This window comes from Methylomarinovum tepidoasis (assembly GCF_030294985.1).
Lineage (GTDB): Bacteria > Pseudomonadota > Gammaproteobacteria > Methylococcales > Methylothermaceae > Methylohalobius > Methylohalobius tepidoasis.
Window position 1 is genome coordinate 1063549 of sequence record NZ_AP024718.1, and the last position, 20577, is coordinate 1084125.

22 protein-coding genes are annotated in these 20577 nt (G+C 67.4%); 9 read left to right on the top strand and 13 right to left on the bottom strand.

Annotated elements, in window-relative coordinates; all coding sequences use genetic code 11:
- The first annotated feature begins 55 nt into the window (after positions 1 to 55).
- Positions 56 to 772 carry a BON domain-containing protein gene (locus MIN45_RS05390; protein WP_286293879.1) on the top strand — a complete coding sequence of 239 codons (717 nt, stop codon included), beginning with the start codon at positions 56 to 58 and terminating at the stop codon, positions 770 to 772.
- Complete coding sequence (sfsA, locus tag MIN45_RS05395; protein ID WP_286293880.1) at positions 772 to 1479, top strand: DNA/RNA nuclease SfsA; 708 nt, start codon at positions 772 to 774, stop codon at positions 1477 to 1479. The genes MIN45_RS05390 and sfsA overlap by 1 nt, the downstream gene beginning before the upstream one ends.
- A gap of 14 nt (positions 1480 to 1493) precedes the next feature.
- Here the strand turns inward: sfsA and MIN45_RS05400 are convergent, their stop codons facing one another.
- From MIN45_RS05400 to MIN45_RS05410, 3 genes are all read right to left on the bottom strand, one after another.
- Entirely contained in the window at positions 1494 to 1847 is a 354-nt protein-coding gene (locus tag MIN45_RS05400) for a HopJ type III effector protein (RefSeq protein ID WP_286293881.1), read from the bottom strand.
- Between the two features lie 2 nt (positions 1848 to 1849).
- Entirely contained in the window at positions 1850 to 2413 is a 564-nt protein-coding gene (locus MIN45_RS05405) for an isochorismatase family protein (RefSeq protein WP_286293882.1), read from the bottom strand.
- A gap of 163 nt (positions 2414 to 2576) precedes the next feature.
- Positions 2577 to 3176 (bottom strand): arylesterase, encoded by a 600-nt coding sequence (locus tag MIN45_RS05410; RefSeq protein ID WP_286293884.1) that lies wholly within the window; start codon positions 3174 to 3176, stop codon positions 2577 to 2579.
- Here MIN45_RS05410 and MIN45_RS05415 point away from each other — a divergent pair.
- Entirely contained in the window at positions 3175 to 3861 is a 687-nt protein-coding gene (locus tag MIN45_RS05415; protein WP_286293885.1) for an ABC transporter ATP-binding protein, read from the top strand. The two genes, MIN45_RS05410 and MIN45_RS05415, sit on opposite strands and share 2 nt — an antisense overlap.
- Positions 3858 to 6335, top strand: coding sequence for an ABC transporter permease (locus MIN45_RS05420; RefSeq protein WP_286293888.1), 2478 nt, complete (start codon positions 3858 to 3860; stop codon positions 6333 to 6335). The genes MIN45_RS05415 and MIN45_RS05420 overlap by 4 nt, the downstream gene beginning before the upstream one ends.
- 57 nt (positions 6336 to 6392) lie before the next feature.
- Here the strand turns inward: MIN45_RS05420 and MIN45_RS05425 are convergent, their stop codons facing one another.
- The 3 genes from MIN45_RS05425 to MIN45_RS05435 all read right to left on the bottom strand — a co-directional run bounded on the left by MIN45_RS05425 (position 6393) and on the right by MIN45_RS05435 (position 8135).
- Complete coding sequence (locus MIN45_RS05425; RefSeq protein WP_286293889.1) at positions 6393 to 6932, bottom strand: hypothetical protein; 540 nt, start codon at positions 6930 to 6932, stop codon at positions 6393 to 6395.
- A gap of 71 nt (positions 6933 to 7003) precedes the next feature.
- Complete coding sequence (gene ispA / locus MIN45_RS05430; protein ID WP_286293890.1) at positions 7004 to 7909, bottom strand: (2E,6E)-farnesyl diphosphate synthase; 906 nt, start codon at positions 7907 to 7909, stop codon at positions 7004 to 7006.
- Positions 7899 to 8135 (bottom strand): exodeoxyribonuclease VII small subunit, encoded by a 237-nt coding sequence (locus MIN45_RS05435; RefSeq protein WP_286293891.1) that lies wholly within the window; start codon positions 8133 to 8135, stop codon positions 7899 to 7901. The genes ispA and MIN45_RS05435 overlap by 11 nt, the downstream gene beginning before the upstream one ends.
- 70 nt (positions 8136 to 8205) lie before the next feature.
- Here MIN45_RS05435 and MIN45_RS05440 point away from each other — a divergent pair, with 70 nt between their 5' ends.
- Together MIN45_RS05440 and MIN45_RS05445 are read left to right on the top strand one after the other, a co-directional pair.
- Positions 8206 to 8481 (top strand): transcriptional regulator, encoded by a 276-nt coding sequence (locus tag MIN45_RS05440; RefSeq protein ID WP_286293893.1) that lies wholly within the window; start codon positions 8206 to 8208, stop codon positions 8479 to 8481.
- The gene (locus MIN45_RS05445; protein ID WP_286293894.1) at positions 8466 to 9791 is read left to right on the top strand and encodes an MATE family efflux transporter; all 1326 of its coding nucleotides are present in this window, start codon (positions 8466 to 8468) and stop codon (positions 9789 to 9791) included. The genes MIN45_RS05440 and MIN45_RS05445 overlap by 16 nt, the downstream gene beginning before the upstream one ends.
- Positions 9792 to 9926: 135 nt before the next feature.
- On the opposite strand, the gene MIN45_RS05450 is transcribed toward MIN45_RS05445, so the two are convergent.
- The 5 genes from MIN45_RS05450 to arsC are packed head-to-tail and all read right to left on the bottom strand — an operon-like array spanning position 9927 to position 12838.
- Positions 9927 to 10271, bottom strand: a complete 345-nt coding sequence (locus MIN45_RS05450; RefSeq protein WP_286293895.1) for a hypothetical protein — start codon at positions 10269 to 10271, stop codon at positions 9927 to 9929.
- A complete protein-coding gene (locus MIN45_RS05455) occupies positions 10268 to 11194 on the bottom strand; it encodes a ketopantoate reductase family protein (RefSeq protein WP_286293897.1) in 927 nt (308 codons plus the stop codon). Before MIN45_RS05455 ends, MIN45_RS05450 begins: the two co-directional genes overlap by 4 nt.
- Positions 11191 to 11883 carry a DnaA regulatory inactivator Hda gene (hda, locus tag MIN45_RS05460; RefSeq protein ID WP_286293898.1) on the bottom strand — a complete coding sequence of 231 codons (693 nt, stop codon included), beginning with the start codon at positions 11881 to 11883 and terminating at the stop codon, positions 11191 to 11193. Before hda ends, MIN45_RS05455 begins: the two co-directional genes overlap by 4 nt.
- A 2-nt stretch (positions 11884 to 11885) precedes the next feature.
- Entirely contained in the window at positions 11886 to 12485 is a 600-nt protein-coding gene (wrbA, locus tag MIN45_RS05465; protein WP_286293899.1) for an NAD(P)H:quinone oxidoreductase, read from the bottom strand.
- Positions 12482 to 12838, bottom strand: a complete 357-nt coding sequence (gene arsC / locus MIN45_RS05470) for an arsenate reductase (glutaredoxin) (protein WP_286293902.1) — start codon at positions 12836 to 12838, stop codon at positions 12482 to 12484. Before arsC ends, wrbA begins: the two co-directional genes overlap by 4 nt.
- Positions 12839 to 12946: 108 nt before the next feature.
- Here arsC and dnaB point away from each other — a divergent pair, with 108 nt between their 5' ends.
- From dnaB to radA, 3 genes are read left to right on the top strand one after another with little or no spacing between them, the layout of a single operon-like run.
- Positions 12947 to 17074 carry a replicative DNA helicase gene (gene dnaB / locus MIN45_RS05475; RefSeq protein WP_337250359.1) on the top strand — a complete coding sequence of 1376 codons (4128 nt, stop codon included), beginning with the start codon at positions 12947 to 12949 and terminating at the stop codon, positions 17072 to 17074.
- Positions 17071 to 18153, top strand: a complete 1083-nt coding sequence (alr, locus tag MIN45_RS05480) for an alanine racemase (RefSeq protein WP_286293904.1) — start codon at positions 17071 to 17073, stop codon at positions 18151 to 18153. The genes dnaB and alr overlap by 4 nt, the downstream gene beginning before the upstream one ends.
- Positions 18128 to 19489: a DNA repair protein RadA gene (gene radA / locus MIN45_RS05485; protein WP_286293905.1), complete on the top strand. Its 1362-nt coding sequence runs from the start codon at positions 18128 to 18130 to the stop codon at positions 19487 to 19489. Before alr ends, radA begins: the two co-directional genes overlap by 26 nt.
- Before the next feature lie 11 nt (positions 19490 to 19500).
- On the opposite strand, the gene MIN45_RS05490 is transcribed toward radA, so the two are convergent.
- Together MIN45_RS05490 and MIN45_RS05495 are read right to left on the bottom strand one after the other, a co-directional pair.
- Entirely contained in the window at positions 19501 to 19995 is a 495-nt protein-coding gene (locus MIN45_RS05490; RefSeq protein ID WP_286293906.1) for a Uma2 family endonuclease, read from the bottom strand.
- Positions 19992 to 20576 (bottom strand): DJ-1/PfpI family protein, encoded by a 585-nt coding sequence (locus MIN45_RS05495; protein ID WP_286293907.1) that lies wholly within the window; start codon positions 20574 to 20576, stop codon positions 19992 to 19994. The genes MIN45_RS05490 and MIN45_RS05495 overlap by 4 nt, the downstream gene beginning before the upstream one ends.
- Between the last annotated feature and the right edge of the window lies 1 nt (position 20577).

Consider the following 20577-nt stretch of genomic DNA (forward strand, 5'->3'; position numbering starts at 1 on the left):
CCGGTGACATTACGATTAGAATAACACCGAAATCCATTCAACAACCGGAGGTACGATGAACAACGAACTGGCCAAGGCGGTTTATGCGGCATTCGAAGTGGATCCCTGGGTCAACCCGCACCGCGATCAGATCGCCATCGACTGTCAGGGCGGCGTCGTCACTTTGACCGGGGAAGTGGCGGAAATCTCCGCCAAGCGCCGCGCGCCCCTGGTGGCGAAGGAAGTGCCGGGGGTGACCGCCGTGGACGACCGGCTCACGGTCAAGCCGGCGGAAGCGATGGGCGACGACGAAATCCTCGTCCATCTGCGCAAGATGATTCTCGACGATTTGGCCTTGGCCCATTACGATCTCGTCACCCTCAATCGCAAGGGCGAGAAAGAACTCTGGCGGGAGAATCCCGAGCATCCGGGGCGGATCGTCCTGCACGTGGAGGACGGAACCGTCTATCTCGAGGGCCGGGCCCGTTCCCTCTGTGACCGCCGCCTGATCGAGGTGATGGCCTGGTGGGTGCCGGGCAGCCGCAACGTGGTCAACGACCTCGAAGTGGTGCCGCCGGAGGAGGACAACGACGACCAGCTCAAGGAAGCCATCGTTCTGGCGCTCGACATCGATCCCTTCGTGGACCACGAGGAAATCCTCTTCACCTGTAGGAACGGTGATGTGACCCTGAAAGGCCGGGTGCCGGTGCCGGAGCAGATCAAGCTGGCCGAGCACGACTGCTGGTACATCGACGGCGTCAGGAAGGTGGAGAACCAGCTCGAGCTGCCCTGATGCGGCTCGAGGGGCCCTGGCTGGAAGGGCGGTTGCTGCGGCGCTACAAGCGCTTTCTCGCCGACGTGGAACTGAGCGACGGCCGCCGTATCACTGCCCACACCCCCAACACCGGCTCCCTCAAGGGCTGCGCCGAGCCCGGCATGCGGGTGTGGCTGCGCGACACCGGCGATCCGAAGCGCAAATACCGCCATTCCTGGGAGCTGGTCGAGGTACGGCCGGACGTTCTCGTAGGGATTCACACCGGCCTGAGCAACCGGCTGGTGCGCGAAGCCATCGCCGCCGGTCGTGTCGCTTCCCTGCAGGGTTATGACAGCATCCGCGGCGAAGTCCGCTACGGGCGCGAGCGCAGCCGGATCGATCTGCTGCTGGAGGCCGAAGGGCGCCCGCCCTGCTACGTGGAGGTGAAGAACGTCACCCTGGTCGAGAACGGTATCGCCGCCTTTCCCGATGCGGTCAGCGCCCGAGGGCAGAAGCACCTGCGCGAGCTGGCGGAGATGGCGCGCCAGGGCCGGCGGGCGGTGATCTTCTTCTGCATCCAGCGCAGCGATGCCCGGGAAATGCGCCCGGCCGACGCCATCGACCCGGTCTATGGCCGGACGCTGCGGGAGGCGCTGGCCGCCGGGGTCGAGGCGGTGGCGATGACGGCGGCGGTTTCGCCAAAGTGCATCGAACTGCAGACCGAGGTGCCGGTCGTCTGTCCTTGAGCGTTCAGGCCGCGTCAGCGCCGCGGTCTGAACGCCTCGCCGAAGAATTCGATTCCCTTCCAGCCGTCCGCCATGAAAGTGCGGATGTTGCGGTGATCCGTGCCTGTCGGGGTGTCGAGGACGTGGCGGTAATGCTCGCCGAACAGCCGCAGGGTTTCCGCTTCCTCCAGGCCGTGCAGCCGGGCGAAGGCGAACACCTTGCAGGAACCTTCGTTCTCGCCGGCGGCGTTGACGAAGCGTCTCGCGCCGAGGCCGTTGGCGAAGGCGGTGGGGGTGTAATGGTAATGGGCGGCGATGGCTTCGAGCACGTCGGCGAAGGCCACCTCGTCACCCTGGCGGATGCGGTCGATGAGTCGTCGTGGCGTCATGGTCATCGGATCAGACGGGCCAGTTCCTTGAAGCGGGGATGCTTGGCGTCGCGCAGCCATTCGAACAGCACCGATTCCCCCGACACGACCACCACGCCGGCCTGGCGCATGCGTTCGAGGGCGTAGATTTTGTGTTCCGGGCGGCGCGAGCAGACCGCATCCTCCACCACAAACACCTGATACGGGCCCTGGAGGGCGAAGGCGGTCTGAAGCACGCACACGTGGGCTTCCTGGCCCGTGAGGATGATCTGGGAGCGGCTGTCGGCCGCCAGCGCCTGGCGGAACGGCGCGGCGCAGGTGCAGGAAAAGCCGGTCTTGGGGAAGGGAGTGACGGTCGGAGGGAGCACCGCGGCGATTTCCTCACAGGTGGCGCCCAGCCCTTCGGGGTACTGCTCGGTGACCTGCACCGGCACGTTCAAAGCCGCGGCGGCCTGGATCAGCATCGCCGTGGTGGCCAGCATCCGTTCCCGTTCGGCCTCCGGCATGGCTTCGAGCAGGCGCGGCTGGATGTCCACCACCACTAGCTGGCTTTGGTCGGCATCGCACAACATCGGCGACAAGAGCATGTGAAAGAATCCTCGCTGACGAACGGTCGATCAGTGGAAGGCTGCCGGCCGTCAATCCGGAGGGCGTACTCGGTCTGGATGGCCGAGTATCGAGCATCCAGGGATGGATTCATCGCGTCCCGGAGGATTGAGGCCGGCAGCCTTCGCTTTTGCTTTTAGCTTTTCAGTTTAACATGGCCGCGAGCGCCGGCCAGACCCGCGCCAGCATCTCGTCCTGGGCTTCGGCGTTGGGATGGATGCCGTCGGCCTGCATCAGCCCCGGGCGCAGGGCCACGTCCTGGAGGAAGAAGGGCACGAAGGCAACCTGCTTGTTCCTGGCCAGGCGCTGGAAAACCGCCTCGAACTGCCGCCGGTAGCGGGGGCCGTAGTTGGCCGGGATCTTCATCCCCAGCAGCAGCACCCTGGCGCCGGCCTGACGGGCCTGGTCGATCATCGCCGCCAGATTGGCCGCCATCCGCTGCGGCGGGATGCCGCGCAGGCCGTCGTTGCCGCCCAGTTCCAGGATGACGATGTCCGGCCGGTGACGGGCCAGCAGGGCGGGCAGGCGCCGGCGGCCGCCGGCGGTGGTCTCGCCACTGATGCTGGCGTTGACAACGCGCGCGCCTTTGTGTTCTTTTTGCAGGCGCTTTTCCAGCAGCGCAACCCAGCCCCGTTCCACGTCGATGCCGTAGCCGGCGCTGAGACTGTCGCCCAGCACCAGCACGGTGACCGCCCAGCCGGCCGGCGACAGCAGCCACAACAGCAGGATACCCGCGATACGCATGACCATTCCCTCTCCGATTCTCGTCGCTGAACGCGTGTGCAAATCCGTCCCTTACGGGGACGGTCGTCTCGACATTCTCTCCGACATCGATCTGACCGTCGAGGCCGGCGAAAGTGTCGCCATCGTCGGTGTCTCCGGTTCCGGCAAATCGACCCTGCTGGGGCTTCTGGCCGGGCTCGATCTGCCCACGGCCGGCCGTATCCACCTGGCCGGCGCCTGCCTCAACGACCTGGACGAGGACGGTCGGGCGGCGCTGCGGGGCGAGTGGGTGGGCTTCGTGTTCCAGAATTTCCAGCTGCTGCCCAGCCTGACCGCCCTGGAGAACGTGATGTTGCCGCTGGAGCTCAAGGGCGGCCGCCGACCGCGGCAGCGGGCCCAGGTGCTGCTGGAGCGGGTAGGGCTGGGCCACCGCCTCCATCACCTGCCGCGCCACCTCTCCGGCGGCGAGCAGCAGCGCGTCGCCCTGGCGCGGGCCTTCGTCACCGAGCCGGCACTGCTGTTCGCCGACGAACCCACCGGCAACCTGGACCGCCGCACCGGCGCCCAGGTGATCGAGCGGTTGTTCGAGCTCAACCGGGCCCACGGCACCACCCTGGTGCTGGTGACCCACGACGAGGCCCTGGCCGGCCGCTGCCGGCGCACCCTGGTGCTCGATGGCGGCCGTATCGTAGGGGGGACGCCATGAACGATCTGCGTCTGGCCTGGCGCCTGCTCAAACGCGACTGGCGCGGCGGCGAACTGGGGATACTGCTGCTGGCGTTGCTGATCGCGGTCACCGCCACCACCGCCATCGTGCTGGCCGGCGGCCGCCTGAGCCGGACCATGACCCTGCAGGCGGCCGATTTCCTCGCCGCCGATCTGGTGGTTTCCGGCCATCGCCCCCTGCCGCGGGCGTGGCTGGAACAGGGCCGGGCGTTGGGGCTGGAAACCGCCGAGACGGTGGCGTTCGCCACCATGCTGGTGGAGGGCGAGCGGTTGCTGCTGGCCGGGGTCAAAGCGGTCAGCGCCGGTTACCCCCTGCGCGGCTGGCTCAAGGTCCGCCGCGGCGGGATTGAGGCCGAGGTCCGACATCCGCCGCCGCCGGGCCGCGTCTGGGTGGCGCGCCGCATTCCCGGGGAACTGGGGCTCGAGGTGGGCGATGTCCTCCACGTGGGGGAGGCCGGATTGGCCATCGACGGCGTCTTGACCTTCGAGCCGGACGTGCGCGGCGGTTTCTCCCGTTTCGCGCCGCGGGTGCTGATGCGCCTGAAGGATCTTCCCGCCACCGGGGTGCTCGGCCCCGGAAGCCGGGCCCATTACGCCTATCTTTTCGCCGGTGACGAGGCCCGGATCCGCCGCTTGCGCGTCTGGCTCGAAAAGCACCTGCAGCCGGGGCAGCGCCTGCTCGACATCTATCAGGAGCGCCCCGACATCGGCCGCGCATTGCGCCGTGCCGAACGTTTCCTGGGGCTGGCGAGCGTGGTGGTGGTGGTGATCGCCGGAGTGGCGGTGGCGATGGCGGCCCGGCGCTACAGCGAGCGCCATTTCGACGCCGTGGCGGTGCTCAAGTGTCTGGGGGCGGATTCGATGCGGGTGTTGCGGCTCCATCTGTATCAGTTTCTGTTGTTGGGACTCGGCGCAGGTCTTGTGGGCAGCGGAACGGGTTGGGCGCTGCAGGAAGGATTGGTCCGGTTGCTGCGGGCGCTGCTGCCTCCCCATCTGGTCGCGCCCCGCTGGCAGGATTTCGGCTTTGGCCCCCTGGTGGCCGCAGTGCTGCTGCTGGGATTCGCCCTGCCGCCGCTGCTGCGGCTGCGCCGGGTGGCGCCGCTGCGGGTGCTGCGGCGCGACCTGCTGCCGATCCCGGTCGGTGCCTGGCTGGTCTATGGCGCGGCGCTGTTGGCGGTGGGCAGCCTACTGTGGCGTTTCAGCGGCGAGCCCCGCCTGATCGCCTGGATTCTGGGAGGCGGTTCGGCCGCGCTGCTGGTGCTGGCGCTCCTGACCATGGCGCTGTTGTGGGGACTGCGCCTTTGGGCCGATCGCTGGCCCCTCGCCGGCCGCCTGGCGCTGTTGGGGCTGACCCGCCATCCCGGCGCCGCCCTGGGGCAGATCCTCGCCTTCGCCGTCACCCTGGCGGCCATGGCGCTGGGGACGCGGGTACAGGGGGATCTGCTGGAAACCTGGCGGGCGCAGCTGCCGGCCGACGCCCCCAACTATTTCGTCATCAACCTGTTTCCCGGCGAGGTGGCGGATTTCGAGCGAAGCCTGCGGCAGATCGGCGCCAAGCCCAGCGCCTTCTATCCCGTGGTTCGCGGCCGCCTGCTGGCCATCGATGGTGAGGACGTCAAACGACGCGCCCGGCCCGACAGCGTCGGCGAGGCTGCGGTCAACCGGGAACTGAACCTGACCTGGGCCGTCCGCCTGCCCCGGGGCAACCGATTGTTGGCGGGGCGCTGGTGGCCCAGGCAGGCGGGCCCGCAGGTGTCGGTCGAGCGCGACCTGGCCCAAAGCCTGGGGATCGAACTGGGCAGCCGGCTGGCATTCCTCATCGAAGGGCGCCGTCTGGAGGCGGTGGTGACCAGCATCCGCCAGGTGCGGTGGGATTCCATGACCCCCAACTTTTACGTCATCTTCGCGCCCGGCGACCTCGACGGCTTCGCCGCCACCTACATGAGCAGCTTCTATCTGCCTCCCGACCGTCAGCCGCAGCTGGCCACGCTGCTGCGGGCCTTCCCCAACGCCACCCTGATCGACGTGGACATGATCCTGAAACACCTGCGCCGGATTTTGCGCCAGGTCAGTTTCGCGGTCCAGGCCATGCTTGGTTTCGCCCTCCTGGCCGGGGTGGTGGTGCTGGCGGCGGCGGTGCGCAGCGCCCTCGACGCCCGGATTCGGCAAGGGGCGCTGCTGAGGACCCTGGGAGCACGGCAGCGCTTGTTGCGCCGCAGCCAGGGGTTGGAATTTGCGCTGTTGGGAGGTATCGCCGGGGTGTTGGCGGTGGCGGTCAGCGAGGCGCTGGCCTGGGGCTTGTATACATGGGTGTTTCACCTGGATTTCCGCCCCCGGGCGGCGGTCTGGTGGGGGTTGCCCCTGATCGGGGCGGTCTTGACCTCGGTGGCGGGGATGTGGAGCTGCCGCGGGGTGTTGCGCGCCAGTCCCCTGACGTTGCTGCGGGATCTGTAAAAGCGAAAGGCGCAGCCTAAGCTGCGCCTTTCAGCAGATGAGGGCCGGGGTGGAACGTTACTGCTTCAGATTGATCACCGGCGTCCAGCCCTGTTTGCCGGCGCAGTCGCCTGCCTGAGGTTCGACCTTGGCGTACTTCACGTAGTTGACCACGGTCTGATCCACCAGTTTGGCCGGGGTGCCGGATTTGACCACGCAGACCTGTTCTTTGGCACGTAACTCGGGATCGGTGGCGCCCATGCGGCCGGGGGCCTGGAGCAGCAGCACGTCGCCGCCGCCGGTGACGTTGGGGTTGACCAGTTTGTAGGTCTGGCCGACCTGAAGCGCCGGCACCTGAACCTGCTGCACGCCACTGCCGCCGCCCAGCAGCAGCAACAGTAGGATGACGACGACCACGGCGCCGATGCCGCCATAGAAGATCAGCGGTTTCTCGGTGCGCAGCCTGGTCAGGGTTTCCACCAGCTTGCCGGCCTGCTCCTCGGCTTCCTCTTTGATTTCCTCGACTTTCTCTTCGACCTCTTCCTTGATTTCCTCGACCTTTTCCTTCAGGCCTTCCTCCTCGTTCGGTGGCGTGGTGTTTTCGTTTTCGTTGCTCATTCTGTTACCTCCTCGTTGTCGTCGGCCCGGGGTCGTTGCGATCCGAAATCTCATGCCCCCGGGCGATTATACTAATTGCGCCTCTGAATGATAAACAGCGACAGGGCCCGCAGCAAATCGGCCCGTTCCCCCAGCGGCTCCAGGGCGGCGACGGCCTGTTCGTGCATTTCCCGCGCCTTCTGCTTGGCGCCGGCCAGCCCCAGCAGGGCCGGGTAGGTGGGTTTGTTCTGGGCCCGGTCCTTGCCCTGGGTCTTGCCCAGGGTGGCGGTGTCGCTTTCCTCGTCGAGGATGTCGTCCTGAATCTGGAACGCCAGGCCGATGCACTTGGCGTAGTGGTCCAGGCGTTCGCCGATTTCAGGGTCGAGGCCGGCCCTGGCCAGCGCCGCCAGGCGCACGCTGGCGCGGATCAGCGCGCCGGTCTTGTGGATGTGCATCAGCTCCAGGGCCGGCAGGTCCAGCTGCAGCCCCACCGAGGCCAGATCGATGGCCTGTCCGCCCACCATGCCCCCGGCGCCGGCGGCCTTGGCCAGACAGTCGATCATCGCCACCCGCCGGGCCGGGGGGACATCCAGCTGGGGGTCGCTCGCCAGCACCTCGAAGGCCAGGGCCTGCAGGGCGTCGCCGGCGAGGATGGCGGTGGCCTCGTCGAACTGGACGTGACAAGTGGGTTTGCCGCGGCGCAGGTCGTCGTCGTCCATGGCTGGCAGGTCGTCGTGAATCAGGGAATAGACGTGGATGAACTCCACCGCACAGGCCGGGGCGTCGAGGGTGTCGAGGGATACGTCCAGCGCCTGGCCGGTGGCGTAGGTGAGCAGGGGGCGCAGACGTTTGCCGCCTTCCAGGGTGGCGTAGCGCATCGCCTGGTGCAGCCGGGCCGGCAGTTTGCCGGCCGGCGGCAGGCGGCGGTCGAGGGCCTGCTCCACCCGCGCCTGGCAGGCGGTCATGAAGTCCTTGAGTCGGTTCAGTTCAGTCGTCATCGGTTTGGAAGGGTTGCAGTTGAAAGTCGTCGTCATCGCCCCGGGTGAGGATCTGGACCTTCTGTTCGGCCTCCTGCAGCGCCTTCTGGCACTGGCGCGTCAGTTTGACGCCCCGTTCGAACAGTTTGAGGGACTCCTCGAGACTCACGTCACCCTGTTCCAGCTGGGCGACGATTTCCTCGAGCTGTTTGAGCTGGTCTTCGAAAGACGGTTTGCGTCGGGCCATCGCGGTCGGGCGGCAAAAGCCGTTACCATAAGGCGTTTGTTCCTGCCTGTCAAAACCGCCGGAGGTTCCCGTGTTCAGAAAGGAATTGGCCCGGTGGCTGCGCCAGCGGCCCTACACCCTGAGCGAGCTGGCGCAGCTGTGTGAATGCAAGCCCCGCGACGTGGAGGACGATCTGCGCCATCTGGAACGCAGCCTGGCCCGCGAGGGCCTGAAGCTGCGGGTCGAGCCGGCGCGCTGCCGCCACTGCGGTTTCGTTTTTTCCCGGGACAAGCTGCGCAAGCCGGGAAAGTGCCCCAAGTGCCGCCATACCTGGATCGAGGAACCGCGGGTGTGGATCGGGGATTGAACCACGCGCCGGTCACCGTCGGCCAGGTGTTCGCCCTGGCCTGGCCGGCGGCGGTGTCGGTGCTGCTCAACAACGCCTTCAAGGTCATCGACCAGTACGCGGTCCAGTGGCTCGGGGTGGCGGCCCAGGCGGCGGTGGGAGCCTGCACCTTCGTCCTCATCGCCCTCTATGCCCTCTACAGTCTCGTCGCCGCCGGCGCCGGCCCCCTGGCGGCGCGCGCCACCGGCGCCCGGGACGACCGCTGGCGCCGCCGGGTGGTGGGTAACGGCCTGACCGGTTCTCTGCTGATCGGCGCCCTGACGCTGGCGGGGCTGGGTTTGGGGAGCGAACGGATCGCCGCTCTGCTGGGGTTGGCCCCGGCGGTGCGGGCGCAAGCGGCCGAATACCTGTTCTGGCTCGCCTGCGCCGGGCTTCCCCTGACGCTGGCGCCCCTGATCGATTCGGTATTCATCGCCATGGGGCGGACGCGGCTGGTGATGGGGCTTCAGGCGATCGCCACCGTCCTCAATGCCGTTCTCAATCCGCTGTTCATCTATCGCCTCGATCTGGGCATCGGCGGGGCGGCTCTGGCCACCGGCCTGAGCCGGGGGGTGGCGGTGGCGCTGGGGCTGGCCTGGCTGGTGCGCCTGACCGGATTGCGTGGGGGCGATCTGATTCCCGACAACGTATTGCGCTGGATTCTGTCCATCGGCGCGCCGGTGGCCTGGGGCACCGCGCTGTATGCCCTGGCCTACTGGGGTCTTCTGGCGTGGGTGATTTCTCCCCTGGGGCCGGCGGTCAACGCCGCCCTCGGCATCGGCTATTCCGCTTTGGAGGGTTTTACCTGGCCGCTGTTCTGGGGGCTGGCGGCGGCCGCCGCCAGCCTCACCGGCCGCCACCTGGGGTCCGCCGACCTGGCTCGGGTGCGCCAGACCATTCGCAGCGCCGCGTGGCTGGCCTTGGGATTCGGCACCCTCGCCAGCCTGGTGTTCTGGTTCGGCGCGGAACGGTTCACCGCCTTTTTCAGCGACGATCCCGAAGTCCACCGCGAGGCAGTGCTTTACGCCCGCCTGCTGGCCTTCTCCCAATGGTGCGTGGCCTTCGAAGCGCTGGCCGGCGGGGTGCTGGAGGGGGGTGGGGCGACCCGTGCGGCCTTCTGGTGGAGCGCCCCCTTCAACCTGCTGCGGATTCCCTTGGCGGGGTATCTCACTTTCCGCCTCGGCTGGGACAGCGCCGGGGTGTGGTGGGCGATCAATCTCACCACCTATGCCAAGGCCGCCGGTCTCTGGTGGCAGTTGTGGCGGGTGCGCTGGCCCAGGTTGCGTTTTTGACGAGAGTTAAAAAAAGGATGGGGCGCGGTGCCGCCTGCGTTCGAAGGGCGTACTCGGCCTGGATGGCCGAGTTTCGAGCCTCCAGGGATGGATTCACGGCGTCCCTGAGAACGCGGGCGGCACCGCGCCCCCGCCTCATTTCGTTTTTACCAGCCCCAACCACCGCCCCCGAACCAGGCCGTAAAGCCCCAGGCCGGCGGCGTCCGCAGCCAGGTCGGCCAGGGAGGCGTCGCGGTAGCCGGTGGGGTACTGGACCGCCTCGATCAGCAGGCCGAGGGTGAACAGGGCCAGCAGGTTGGCCCAGTCGTAGCGCCGCCCCGGCAGGGCCAGGTCGGCCAGCAGGGCGAGGCCGAAGAAGGCGCCGGCGTGCAGCAGCTTGTCGTTGACACGGAAGCTGCCACTTGATCCCGCCGGCAGCAGGGCGCCGACAGGAAGCAGCAGCAGATAGGCCGTCAGCGCCAGCCGCCAGAGCCAGATCATGGGCGGCCGTACCTTTCCAGCTGCAGTTCCCGCAGTTTCATCAGCGCATAGACCGACTCCAGATGCGGCGCCGCCACTCCCTCGCGGCGGGCGGCGCGCACGGCGTTGCCGAGGATGGCCTCGGTTTCCATGGGGCGGCCGGCCTCGAAGTCCAGCAGCATGCTGGTCTTGTAGGGAGGCATCTTGTAGGTGTCGTCGATGTTACGGTCGATGACGTCGTCCGGCAGTGGGTGGCCGCAGGCGGCGGCGATGGCGCAGATCTCGGCCATCAGGGTGCGGACGAAGCCTTCCTGGGATTCGAGGATGTCGGCGGTGTAGAGACCGCCGGAGAGCACCGATAGGGGGTTGAACGGCGCGTTCCAGACGCACTTGCGCCAGCGTGCGGCGACCACGTCGGCCACCACCTTGGCGCGGATGCCGCTGCGGTTGAAGGCATCCGCCAGGGTCTCGACCCGGGGGCTGACGCCGCTGGGAAAATCTCCCAGCATCAGATTGCCGTAGGCCTGATGCCACACCTGGCCCGGCCCGGTGCGGCTGACGCAGACGAAGGCCAGGCCCGAGATCAGTTCGTTGTCGGGAAACGCGTTTGCCACCTCGGCCTCGATCTCCACGCCGTTCTGGATCAGGACGATGGCGGTGTCGGGGCCGACGGCGCCGCCGATCAATGCCGGGCGGTCGATGTCCGGCAGAACCTTGGTGCAGAGAATCACGTAATCGGGCGGGGTTTCGACCTCGTCGGCCCTGCGGTGCACCGCCGCCGGCCGGAAGGTCCATTCCCCCAGGGTGCTGCGGATGTGGATGCCGTTTGCGGCCACGGTGTCGTGATCGGAGCGGCTCACCACCGCCACCTCCCAGCCGGCCCTGGCCAGGAGGGCGCCGTAGAAGCCGCCGACGGCGCCGGTGCCGACGATCAGGGCTTTCATGACTGTTCCTCCAGAAATTGCTTCAGAAACGGGATGGTCAGTTTACGCTTGGCCGCCAGGGTGGCGTGGTCGAGCCGTTCCAGCAGCCGCCACAGGGAAGGCAGGTCGCGGGGGAAGCGGGTCAGCAGGAAGCGGCCCACCTGGGGAGTCAGCTCCAATCCCAGCTGACGGGCGCGCAGCTGCAGGGCGGTGAGCTTGTCGGCATCGCTGAGGGGCTTGAGCTGCAGGGTCAGTCCCCAGGCCAGGCGGGTCTGCAGATCGGGCAGGCGGATCGGCAGCCGGGCCGGCGGGCAGGCGGCGGTCACCAGCAGTTGCCGGTCCTGTTCGTGCAGGCGGTTGAAACAGTGAAACAGCGCCGTCTCCCAGTCCGGGTCGCCGCCGATGGCGTCGATGTCGTCGAGGCAGACCAGATCCACCCGCTCCAGGCCCTCGAGCAAAGCCGGGGAGCGGTCACGCAGTTGCCCCAGGGGCAGGTAGGCCACCCGCCTGCCGCCTTCGTGCGCCTCGCGGCAGGTGGCCTGGAGCAGATGGGTCTTGCCGCTGGCGGCCTCGCCCCAGAGATAAAGATACGCCTCCCCTTCGCCGCGGGCGAAGGCGCGCAGCGCGGCCACCGCCTCCCGGTTGGCGCCGTCGTGGTACTGGACGAAACTGCGTTGCTCGGGGAAACCGAGGGGCAACGGCAGTTGCACGCTCAGATCTGCGCCTCCTTCAGAGCGGCGGCGGCTTTGGCGAGACGGCGTCCCAGGCACAGGCACAGGCGTTTCTCCTCCTCGCTGAGGGTGGGATTGTCCTCGCCGGACAGGTGGCTGGGACCGTAGGGGGTGCCGCCGGTTCGGGTTTCCAGCAGGGCAGTTTCCTGGGAGGGGATGCCGACGATCACCATGCCATGGTGCAGCAACGGCATCATCATCGAGATCAGGGTGGTCTCGTGGCCGCCGTGCATGCTGGAGGTGGTGGTGAACACACCCGCCGGTTTGCCCGCCAGTCCGCCGGAGAACCAGATCGAACTGGTCTGGTCGATGAAGTGCTTGAGCGGGGCGGCCATGTTGCCGAAGTGGGTGGGGCTGCCCAGGGCGAGGCCGTCGCATTGGGCCAGGTCCTCCACGGTGGCGTAGGGCGGGCCGTTTTCGGGGATGACGTCTTCCACCGCCTCGCACACCGGCGATACCTCCGGCACCGTGCGCACCTTGGCGACCGCGCCCTCGACGCTTTCCACCCCGCGGGCGATCATGTCGGCCATGCGGGCGGTGGCCCCGTAGCGGCTGTAGTAGAGCACCAGGATTTCGGTCATGACGGCAGGATCTCCAGGACGTTTTCCGGCGGCCGGCCGATGGCGGCCTTCCGGCCCGCCACGACGATGGGGCGTTCGATCAGGATCGGATTGGCCAGCATGGCTTCGATCAGACGGTCGCGGTCCGCATCCGGCGCGTCCAGCCCCAATTCTTTGTAGACCTTTTCCTTGGTGCGCATCAGCCGGCGCGGGTCGTCAAAGCCGAGTTTGCCCAGGATGGCTTCCAGTTCCCCGCGCGACGGGGGCTGTTTCAGGTATTCGACGATGCGCGGCTCGATGCCGTGTTCGCGCAGCAGCGCCAGGGTGGCCCTGGATTTGCTGCAGCGGGGATTGTGATAGATGACGACGTCCATAAGGGTTTTCCCGGTCGCTGAAAAAGGGGATTATGGTAAACTGTTTTTCCCCGTTTGGACACCCGTCCATCACCTAATTCCTTGATTTTTCTGGGTTAAAGCCATCCCATGAGCCGGCCTGCCGAAGCTGTCCTGCCGCCCAAGGCGCCTCCCCATTCCCTCCAGGCCGAGCAGTCGGTCCTCGGCGGCCTGATGCTCGACGCCGACGCCTGGGAGAAGGTGGCCGACCGCCTCAATGAGGCCGATTTCTACCGCAAGGAGCACCGCCTCATCTTCCGCGCCATCCGCGACCTGGCCGAAGACGACAAACCCTGCGACGTGGTCACGGTGTCGGAGCTGCTGGAGCAGCGCGGCGAACTGCAGGACGCGGGAGGGCTGGCCTACCTCACCGCCCTGGCGGAGGCCACCCCCAGCGCCGCCAACATCACCGCCTACGCCGACATCGTCCGCGAACGCGCCATCCTGCGCCAGCTGGCCCACGTGGGCACCGAGATCGCCGACTCCGCCTTCAATCCCGAAGGCCGCAAGGTGGACGAACTGCTCGAGGTGGCCGAGCAGAAGGTGTTCCAGATCTCCGACCAGCGCCAGCGCGGCGACGGCGGCTTCAAGCCGATCAAGGGGGTGCTGGCCATGGCGGTGGACCGGATCCAGGAGCTGTACGAAAAGGGCGGCAGCGTCACCGGCGTCAGCACCGGTTTCACCGACCTGGATCAGATGACCGCAGGTTTGCAGCCGGCCGACCTCATCATTATCGCCGGGCGGCCGTCGATGGGCAAATGTGTGGTGGCCGGCACCCGCATTCCCGATCCGCGCACGGGCCGTCTGCGTCCCATCGAGGAAATGGTGCGCCATCGGGACGGTTCGCTGTTGGCCCTGGACGAAGCCTTGAGGATACGGAAGTCCCGTGCGGCGGAATTCGTCGATGACGGCCTGAAGCCGGTGTTCCGGGTCCGCACCCGCCTGGGGCGGACGGTGGTGACCACGGCCTCCCACCCGTTTCTGACGCCGACCGGTTGGCAGCCGCTGGCGGATCTGCAAGTCGGCGACGCCATCGGGGTGCCGCGTCGGCTGCCCCTGGAAGGAAACCGTCCTCTGCCGGTGCATCAGATCAAGTTGCTGGCCTATTGCTTAGGGGATGGTGGCACCACTGGCAGCTGCGTTCACTTCACCAACGGCGACCCCCGTCTGCGGGCCGATTTCCAGGCGGCCGTGGAAGCCTTTCCCGGCATGACCTGCCGCACGGTTTTCAGCAAACACAGGACGCCGGCGTTGCGGGTGGTGCAGGAAAAAACGTTTCGGGTCGTCTGGCGCCGTCGTTTCGCCGCCTGGCTGGAGACGCGCCTGCAGGCGTTACAGGTATCGGCCCGCTGGCTGGCGCGGCAACTGGCCTGCAGCCCGGCGACGGTACATTATTGGCGTCAGGGCAGGGCGTTGCCGAACGCCGTCACGCTGACCGCTCTGGAAGGGGTGCTGGGAGAATTGGATCCGGGGCTGAAGCCGTTGTTTTCCGGTGATGCCCATTACCATGCCGCCAATCCGGTGACGCGTTTTCTGGAGGAGATGGGGCTGCGTAACTGCCTGGCGCCGGAAAAACGGGTGCCGGAGGCGGTATTCACGTTGCCCAACCGGCAATTGGCTCTGTTCCTCAACCGCCTGTTCGCCTGCGACGGCAGTGCCTGGATACAGAACGGCCGCCAGCCGGTCGTCGCCTATGCGACCGCCAGTGAGGGGTTGGCCCAGGATCTGGTTCACTTGCTACTGCGCCTGGGAATCGTCGCCAAGCTGAGACGGCGCCGAATACGGTACCGGCATGGCCTGCGGCCGTTCTACGAACTGCGTATCACCCACCGCGCCAGTTTGCGGGCCTTCATCGACCAGATCGGCATCTTCGGCAAGGAGGAACGGTTGGCGGAGCTCGATGCCCTGCTGCAAACCGGAATCCCGGAGCGATGCAACGTGGACGGCGTACCGGCCGCCGTCTGGGATTTGGTGGATTCTGCCAAGGGCGAAAGAACCTGGCGGGAAATTTATGTGGCCGCCGGTCGCCGGCCACCGAGCAATTTCCATCGCCGGCGGGCCACTGTCGGACGGGAGCGGCTGCGGGAACTGGCCCGATTGCTGCGATCTGAGGCGCTGGCGGTTCAGGCTGACAACGATGTGCTCTGGGATCCCATCGAAACCATCGAACCGTTGGGCCGGCGGCAGGTTTACGATCTGTGCGTGCCGGACTATGCCAACTTCGTCGCCGACGACGTTTTCGTCCACAACACCAGTTTTGCGATGAATATCGCCGAGAACGTCGCCATCAAGGAGAAGAAGCCGGTGGCGGTGTTCAGCATGGAAATGCCGGCCGACCATCTGGCGATGCGGATGATGTCGTCCCTGGGACGCATCGACCAGCATCGCCTGCGCATCGGTCAACTGGAGGACGACGAGTGGCCGCGGATGACCTCGGCCATCAACATCCTGGCCGGCACCCAGCTGTTCATCGACGACACCCCGGCCCTGTCCCCCACCGAACTGAGGGCCCGCTGCCGCCGTCTGGTGCGCGAACACGGCGAACTGGGGCTGGTGGTGATCGACTATCTCCAGCTGATGCAGTGCCCCGGGGCGGGGGAGAACCGCACCGCCGAGATCTCGGAAATCTCCCGCGGCCTGAAAGCCCTGGCCAAGGAGCTCAACGTGCCGGTCATCGCCCTGTCCCAGCTCAACCGCAACCTGGAACAGCGCCCCAACAAGCGGCCGGTGATGTCGGATCTGCGCGAGTGCGTCACGGGGGACACCCGGGTGCTGCTGGCGGATGGCAGCTGTGTGCCGATACAGGACCTGGTGGGGAAGACGCCGGAAGTCATGACGGTTTCTCCCGCCGGCAGGCTCACGACCGCCCGTGCGAGCCAGGTCTGGCCTGTCGGGCGCAGGGAAACGGTGCGGGTTCACTTGGCCAGTGGACGGCTCATCCACTGTACCCGTGAACACCGCTTGAAGACCTTGTGGGATTGGAAGCCCGCCGGTGAGTTGGCCGCGGGCGAGCGGGTCGCGCTGGCGCGCCGGCTGCCGGAACCCGCGTTCCCCCGCTGCTGGGAGAATCACGAAGTCATCTTGTTGGCGCATTTGCTCGGAGACGGCAGCTATGTCCGCGGCCAGCCGCTGCGCTATACCACCTCAAGCGAAGCCAACAGCCGGATCGTGACCGCGGCGGCGAAGAAGTTCGGCGTGCGGGTGACCCGCTATCCGGGCAGGGGGAAATGGCATCAGCTGCTCCTCAGCGGCAATGGCAACCGCTGGCATCCCAAGGGAGTTGGCAAATGGCTGAAGGAATTGGGGATTTTCGGGCAGCGTTCCCATGAAAAGCGGTTGCCGGATGAGGTTTTTCAATTGCCAAACGCGCAATTGAAATTGTTTCTACGCCATCTGTGGGCGACGGACGGTTGTATTCATCCGGGTGGAAAGAACGGCATCCCGCGGGTTTATTTCACCAGCGCCAGCCGGGGGCTGGTAGACGATGTGGCGGTCCTGTTGCTGCGTTTCGGTATCGTGGCCAGAATCCGCAAGGTGACGACTGCGGACAGTCCGGGGGGATGGTTCACGCTGGATGTTTCCGGCACGGATCAGCAGCGCAGCTTCCTGCAGATCGTCGGTGCCTTTGGGCCCCGCCGTGAAGCGGCCCACCGCCTGCTGCAGCGCCTGGAGAAGAGAGCCGGCAATCCCAACGTAGACACGCTGCCCCGCGAGGTGTTCGATTATGTCCGGGCGCAAATGCGCCTGGCCGGTATTTCACAGCGGCACATGGCCCAGCTGCGGGGAACGGCTTATGGCGGCAGTTCCCATTTTCGTTTCGCCCCTTCGCGCCAGACCCTGCGGGATTATGCGGAAATCCTCGATGACGAGCGTCTGCGGGCTTTGGCCACGGCGGATCTGTTCTGGGACCGGGTGGTGGCGGTGGAATCCGGCGGCGAGCAGGCGGTGTTCGATCTGACGGTTCCTGAATCCGCCTGCTGGCTGGCGGACGGCATCGTCAGTCACAACTCCGGGTCCATCGAACAGGATGCAGACGTCATCGTCTTCATCTACCGCGACGAGGTGTACAACGAGGACAGTCCCGACAAGGGCACCGCCGAGATCATCATCGCCAAGCAGCGCAACGGCCCCATCGGCACCGTGCGCCTGACCTTCCTCGGGCAGTACACCCGCTTCGAGAATTTCGCCCCCGATCCTTACGCCGAGGACGATTATTGAGCGCCAATCCCCGTATTCTCCTCGATGCCGACGCCCTGCGGGCCAACCTGGCCCGGGTGTGGGCCTTGGCGCCGCAAGCCAAAGTACTGGCGGTGGTCAAGGCCGACGCTTACGGTCATGGACTTGTGCCGGTGGCGCGGGCGCTGGCGGGGGCCGACGGTTTCGCGGTGGCGCGGGTGGGGGAGGGAATCGAACTGCGCCGGGCCGGCATCGGCCACCCTGTCGTGGTGCTGGGCGGTTTCCTCGACCGCGGGGAGGCCGAGGCCTGTGGCCGTCACCGCCTGGATCCGGTGATCCACGATCCTGCCCAGTCGTCCTGGCTGCCGGAAGACGTCCGTCCCTGGATCAAGTTCGACAGCGGCATGCACCGCCTGGGACTGGACGAGGCGGCCTTCCGCCGAATCGTCTCCCGTCTGGCGCCGCGCCGTCCGGTGCTGATGACCCATCTGGCCTGTGCCGACGAGACCGACAATCCGGCCACGGCGGAACAACTGCGCCGTTTCGGCCGTCTCTGCGAGGGGACGGCCTTCGAGCAGAGCTGCGCCAATTCCGCCGCCATTCTTGCCTGGCCCCAGAGCCACGGGGACTGGGTGCGGCCGGGGCTGATGCTCTACGGCATTTCCCCGTTCCCCGGCCGCAGTGGTGCCGAGCTGGGGCTGCGGCCGGCGATGGCCTTCCGTGCCCGCCTGATCGGCGTGCGCGAGCTGCCGGCCGGCGAGGCGGTGGGCTACGGCGGCGCCTGGGTGGCCCGGCGGCCCACCCGCCTGGGGGTGGTGGCCGCCGGTTACGGGGACGGCTATCCGCGCGAGGTGAAGCCCGGAACCCCGGTGTGGATCGGCGGGCGGCGGGTGCCGGTCGTCGGCCGGGTGTCGATGGATCTGCTCACCGTGGACCTGACCGACCATCCTGGCATCGCCCCGGGGGCGGAGGTGGAATTGTGGGGGCCGAACTTGCCGGTCGAGGAGATCGCCGCCTGTGCCGGCACCATTCCCTACACCCTGGTCTGCGGCATTACCGCTAGGGTGGCGCGGATCGAAACCGAACGGAGCGAGGATGGCGCGCGCCAAGGTTGTCTATAGCTGCAGCGAATGCGGCCACACCCAGCCCAAGTGGGCCGGGCGCTGTCCCGCCTGCGGGGCCTGGAGCACGCTGATGGAGACGGTGGCCGAAGCCAAACCGGCCGCCGGCCGTTTCGCCGGCTATGCCGGTGCCGCCGGCGAGGGCCGCATCGTTCCCCTGGGTGAGGTGGAGGCCGCCGAGGTGGCGCGGATCGCCACCGGCCTCGGCGAGCTCGACCGGGTGCTGGGGGGCGGGTTGGTGAAAGGCTCGGCGGTGCTGATCGGCGGCGATCCCGGCATTGGCAAGTCCACCCTGTTGCTGCAGGCGGCGGCGGCGCTGAGCCGCAGTGTCAGGATTCTTTACACCACCGGCGAGGAGTCGGTGCAGCAGGTGGGACTGCGGGCCGAGCGCCTGGTCGCCGACTGCCGCCGGGTGCCGGTGCTGGCGGAGACCGCTTTGGAGCGGATCTCGGCCATCGCCGAACGCGAGCGGCCGGAAGTGCTGGTGATCGACTCGATCCAGACGGTCTACAGCGAACAGCTCAGCTCCGCCCCCGGCTCGGTGGCCCAGGTGCGTGAATGCGCCGCCCAGCTGGTGCGCCAGGCCAAGGCCCGGCAGATGGCCCTGTTTCTGGTGGGCCACGTCACCAAGGAGGGGGCGCTCGCCGGCCCGCGGGTGCTGGAACACATGGTGGACACGGTGCTGTATTTCGAGGGCGAGGCCGGCAGCCGCTTCCGGGTGCTGCGGGCGGTCAAGAACCGCTTCGGCGCCACCGGCGAACTGGGGGTGTTCGCCATGACCGAGGGTGGGCTGAAGGAGGTCAGGAACCCCTCGGCCATCTTCCTGTCGCGCCAGAGCGACGACGCCCCCGGCAGCGCCGTGTGCGTCATCCGCGAAGGCAGCCGGCCGCTGCTGATCGAGGTCCAGGCCCTGGTGGACGACAGCCCCCTGGGCAATCCCCGCCGCATCACCGTGGGGATGGAGCACAACCGTCTGGCGATGCTGCTGGCGGTGCTGCACCGCCATGGCGGCGTCCCCCTGGCGGGGCAGGACGTGTTCGTCAACGTGGTCGGCGGGGTGCGCCTGGCGGAGACCGCCGGCGACCTGGCGGTGGTGGCGGCGGTGCTGTCGAGCCTCAAGGACCGCCCCCTGCCGCGGGACTGGGTGATCTTCGGCGAGATCGGCCTCACCGGCGAGGTCCGTCCCGTGCCCCACGGCGAGGAACGCCTGCGCGAGGCCGCCAAGCACGGCTTCAAGCGCGCCATCGTCCCCAGGGCCAACGTGCCCAAGAAGGGCGTCGAAGGGATGGAGATCGCGGCGGTGCGGACTTTGCAGGAGGCGTTGGAAGCGCTGTGAACGTCGGCCGCTCACGCGGTCACCCGACAGCCGCATTCCAGGGTGATGTCCACCGGCGAGATCAAGCGTCGGGTTTTTTCCCGGCGCACGTGCAGCACCACCAGGGTGGTGGGATCGAACACCACCACGTCCTTGACCCCCTGGGACAGATAGAACGGCGGGCCAAGCTCCAGATCCTTGGCCTCGAAACCGCGGCTGACCACCTCGACCACCGCTTCGGGAACGACCGTCAGGGCGCGGTCCTGTTGTTCCTCCGGAGGCTCCTCGCAGAAGATGGCGATGTCCGGGCGCTTGAGGCCGTTGGGAAACTGGATGTACACGTCGAGGGCGTGGACGCAGCCGCACTTCCCGTCGCCCTTGCGGATGCTTTGGGCAATGCGCTCGACGTGCTTCTGATGCCGATAGACCGGTTGCGCCTCCCAGATGGGCAGGCCGGCGACGATCTCCAGGCGGATCCCAAGCTCGTCGGCGCGCAGCATCTGGGCCAGCTGTTCCTCGGGGGTCACGTCTCGATCCGCGTTCCCAAAAGCTCCAGAAAGGCGCGCATCCATGCCGGATGGGCCGGCCAGGCGGGGGCGGTGACGAAGTTGCGGTCCACGTGGGCGTTGCTGTAGTCGGCGTTGGGGCCGACGTATTGGGCGCCGGCCAGTTCCACCTCCGGGGCCACCGCCGGATAGCAGCTGATCTCACGGCCCTCGATCACCCGGGCGGCGCTGAGCAGCTGGGCGCCGTGGCAGATGGCGGCGATGGGCTTTTCGGCCTCGGCGAAGTGGCGCACCACCTCCAGCACCTTCGGCTCCAGGCGCAGGTATTCGGGGGCGCGGCCGCCGGGGATCACCAGGCCGTCGTAACCGGCCGGGTCGACGGCGTCGAAGTCGGCGTTGAGGGCGAAGCGGTGGCCGGGTTTTTCGGTGTAGGTCTGATCGCCCTCGAAATCGTGGACCGCGGTCTTGACCGTATCCCCCGCCTTCCTGCCGGGGCAGACCGCATCCACCCGGTGGCCGGCCATCGCCAGCATCTGGAACGGCGCCATGACCTCGTAGTCCTCCACGAAGTCGCCTGCCAATAACAGGATATTTTTCGACATG

What these genes read in the sequence shown, in the direction of transcription:
- MIN45_RS05390 (WP_286293879.1), top strand. Translation starts at nt 56, where the DNA reads ATGAACAACGAACTGGCCAAGGCGGTTTATGCGGCATTCGAAGTGGAT.
- sfsA (WP_286293880.1), top strand. Translation starts at nt 772, where the DNA reads ATGCGGCTCGAGGGGCCCTGGCTGGAAGGGCGGTTGCTGCGGCGCTAC.
- MIN45_RS05400 (WP_286293881.1), bottom strand. Translation starts at nt 1,847, where the DNA reads ATGACGCCACGACGACTCATCGACCGCATCCGCCAGGGTGACGAGGTG.
- MIN45_RS05405 (WP_286293882.1), bottom strand. Translation starts at nt 2,413, where the DNA reads ATGCTCTTGTCGCCGATGTTGTGCGATGCCGACCAAAGCCAGCTAGTG.
- MIN45_RS05415 (WP_286293885.1), top strand. Translation starts at nt 3,175, where the DNA reads ATGACCATTCCCTCTCCGATTCTCGTCGCTGAACGCGTGTGCAAATCC.
- MIN45_RS05410 (WP_286293884.1), bottom strand. Translation starts at nt 3,176, where the DNA reads ATGCGTATCGCGGGTATCCTGCTGTTGTGGCTGCTGTCGCCGGCCGGC.
- MIN45_RS05420 (WP_286293888.1), top strand. Translation starts at nt 3,858, where the DNA reads ATGAACGATCTGCGTCTGGCCTGGCGCCTGCTCAAACGCGACTGGCGC.
- MIN45_RS05425 (WP_286293889.1), bottom strand. Translation starts at nt 6,932, where the DNA reads ATGAGCAACGAAAACGAAAACACCACGCCACCGAACGAGGAGGAAGGC.
- ispA (WP_286293890.1), bottom strand. Translation starts at nt 7,909, where the DNA reads ATGACGACTGAACTGAACCGACTCAAGGACTTCATGACCGCCTGCCAG.
- MIN45_RS05435 (WP_286293891.1), bottom strand. Translation starts at nt 8,135, where the DNA reads ATGGCCCGACGCAAACCGTCTTTCGAAGACCAGCTCAAACAGCTCGAG.
- MIN45_RS05450 (WP_286293895.1), bottom strand. Translation starts at nt 10,271, where the DNA reads ATGATCTGGCTCTGGCGGCTGGCGCTGACGGCCTATCTGCTGCTGCTT.
- MIN45_RS05455 (WP_286293897.1), bottom strand. Translation starts at nt 11,194, where the DNA reads ATGAAAGCCCTGATCGTCGGCACCGGCGCCGTCGGCGGCTTCTACGGC.
- wrbA (WP_286293899.1), bottom strand. Translation starts at nt 12,485, where the DNA reads ATGACCGAAATCCTGGTGCTCTACTACAGCCGCTACGGGGCCACCGCC.
- arsC (WP_286293902.1), bottom strand. Translation starts at nt 12,838, where the DNA reads ATGGACGTCGTCATCTATCACAATCCCCGCTGCAGCAAATCCAGGGCC.
- dnaB (WP_337250359.1), top strand. Translation starts at nt 12,947, where the DNA reads ATGAGCCGGCCTGCCGAAGCTGTCCTGCCGCCCAAGGCGCCTCCCCAT.
- radA (WP_286293905.1), top strand. Translation starts at nt 18,128, where the DNA reads ATGGCGCGCGCCAAGGTTGTCTATAGCTGCAGCGAATGCGGCCACACC.
- MIN45_RS05495 (WP_286293907.1), bottom strand. Translation starts at nt 20,576, where the DNA reads ATGTCGAAAAATATCCTGTTATTGGCAGGCGACTTCGTGGAGGACTAC.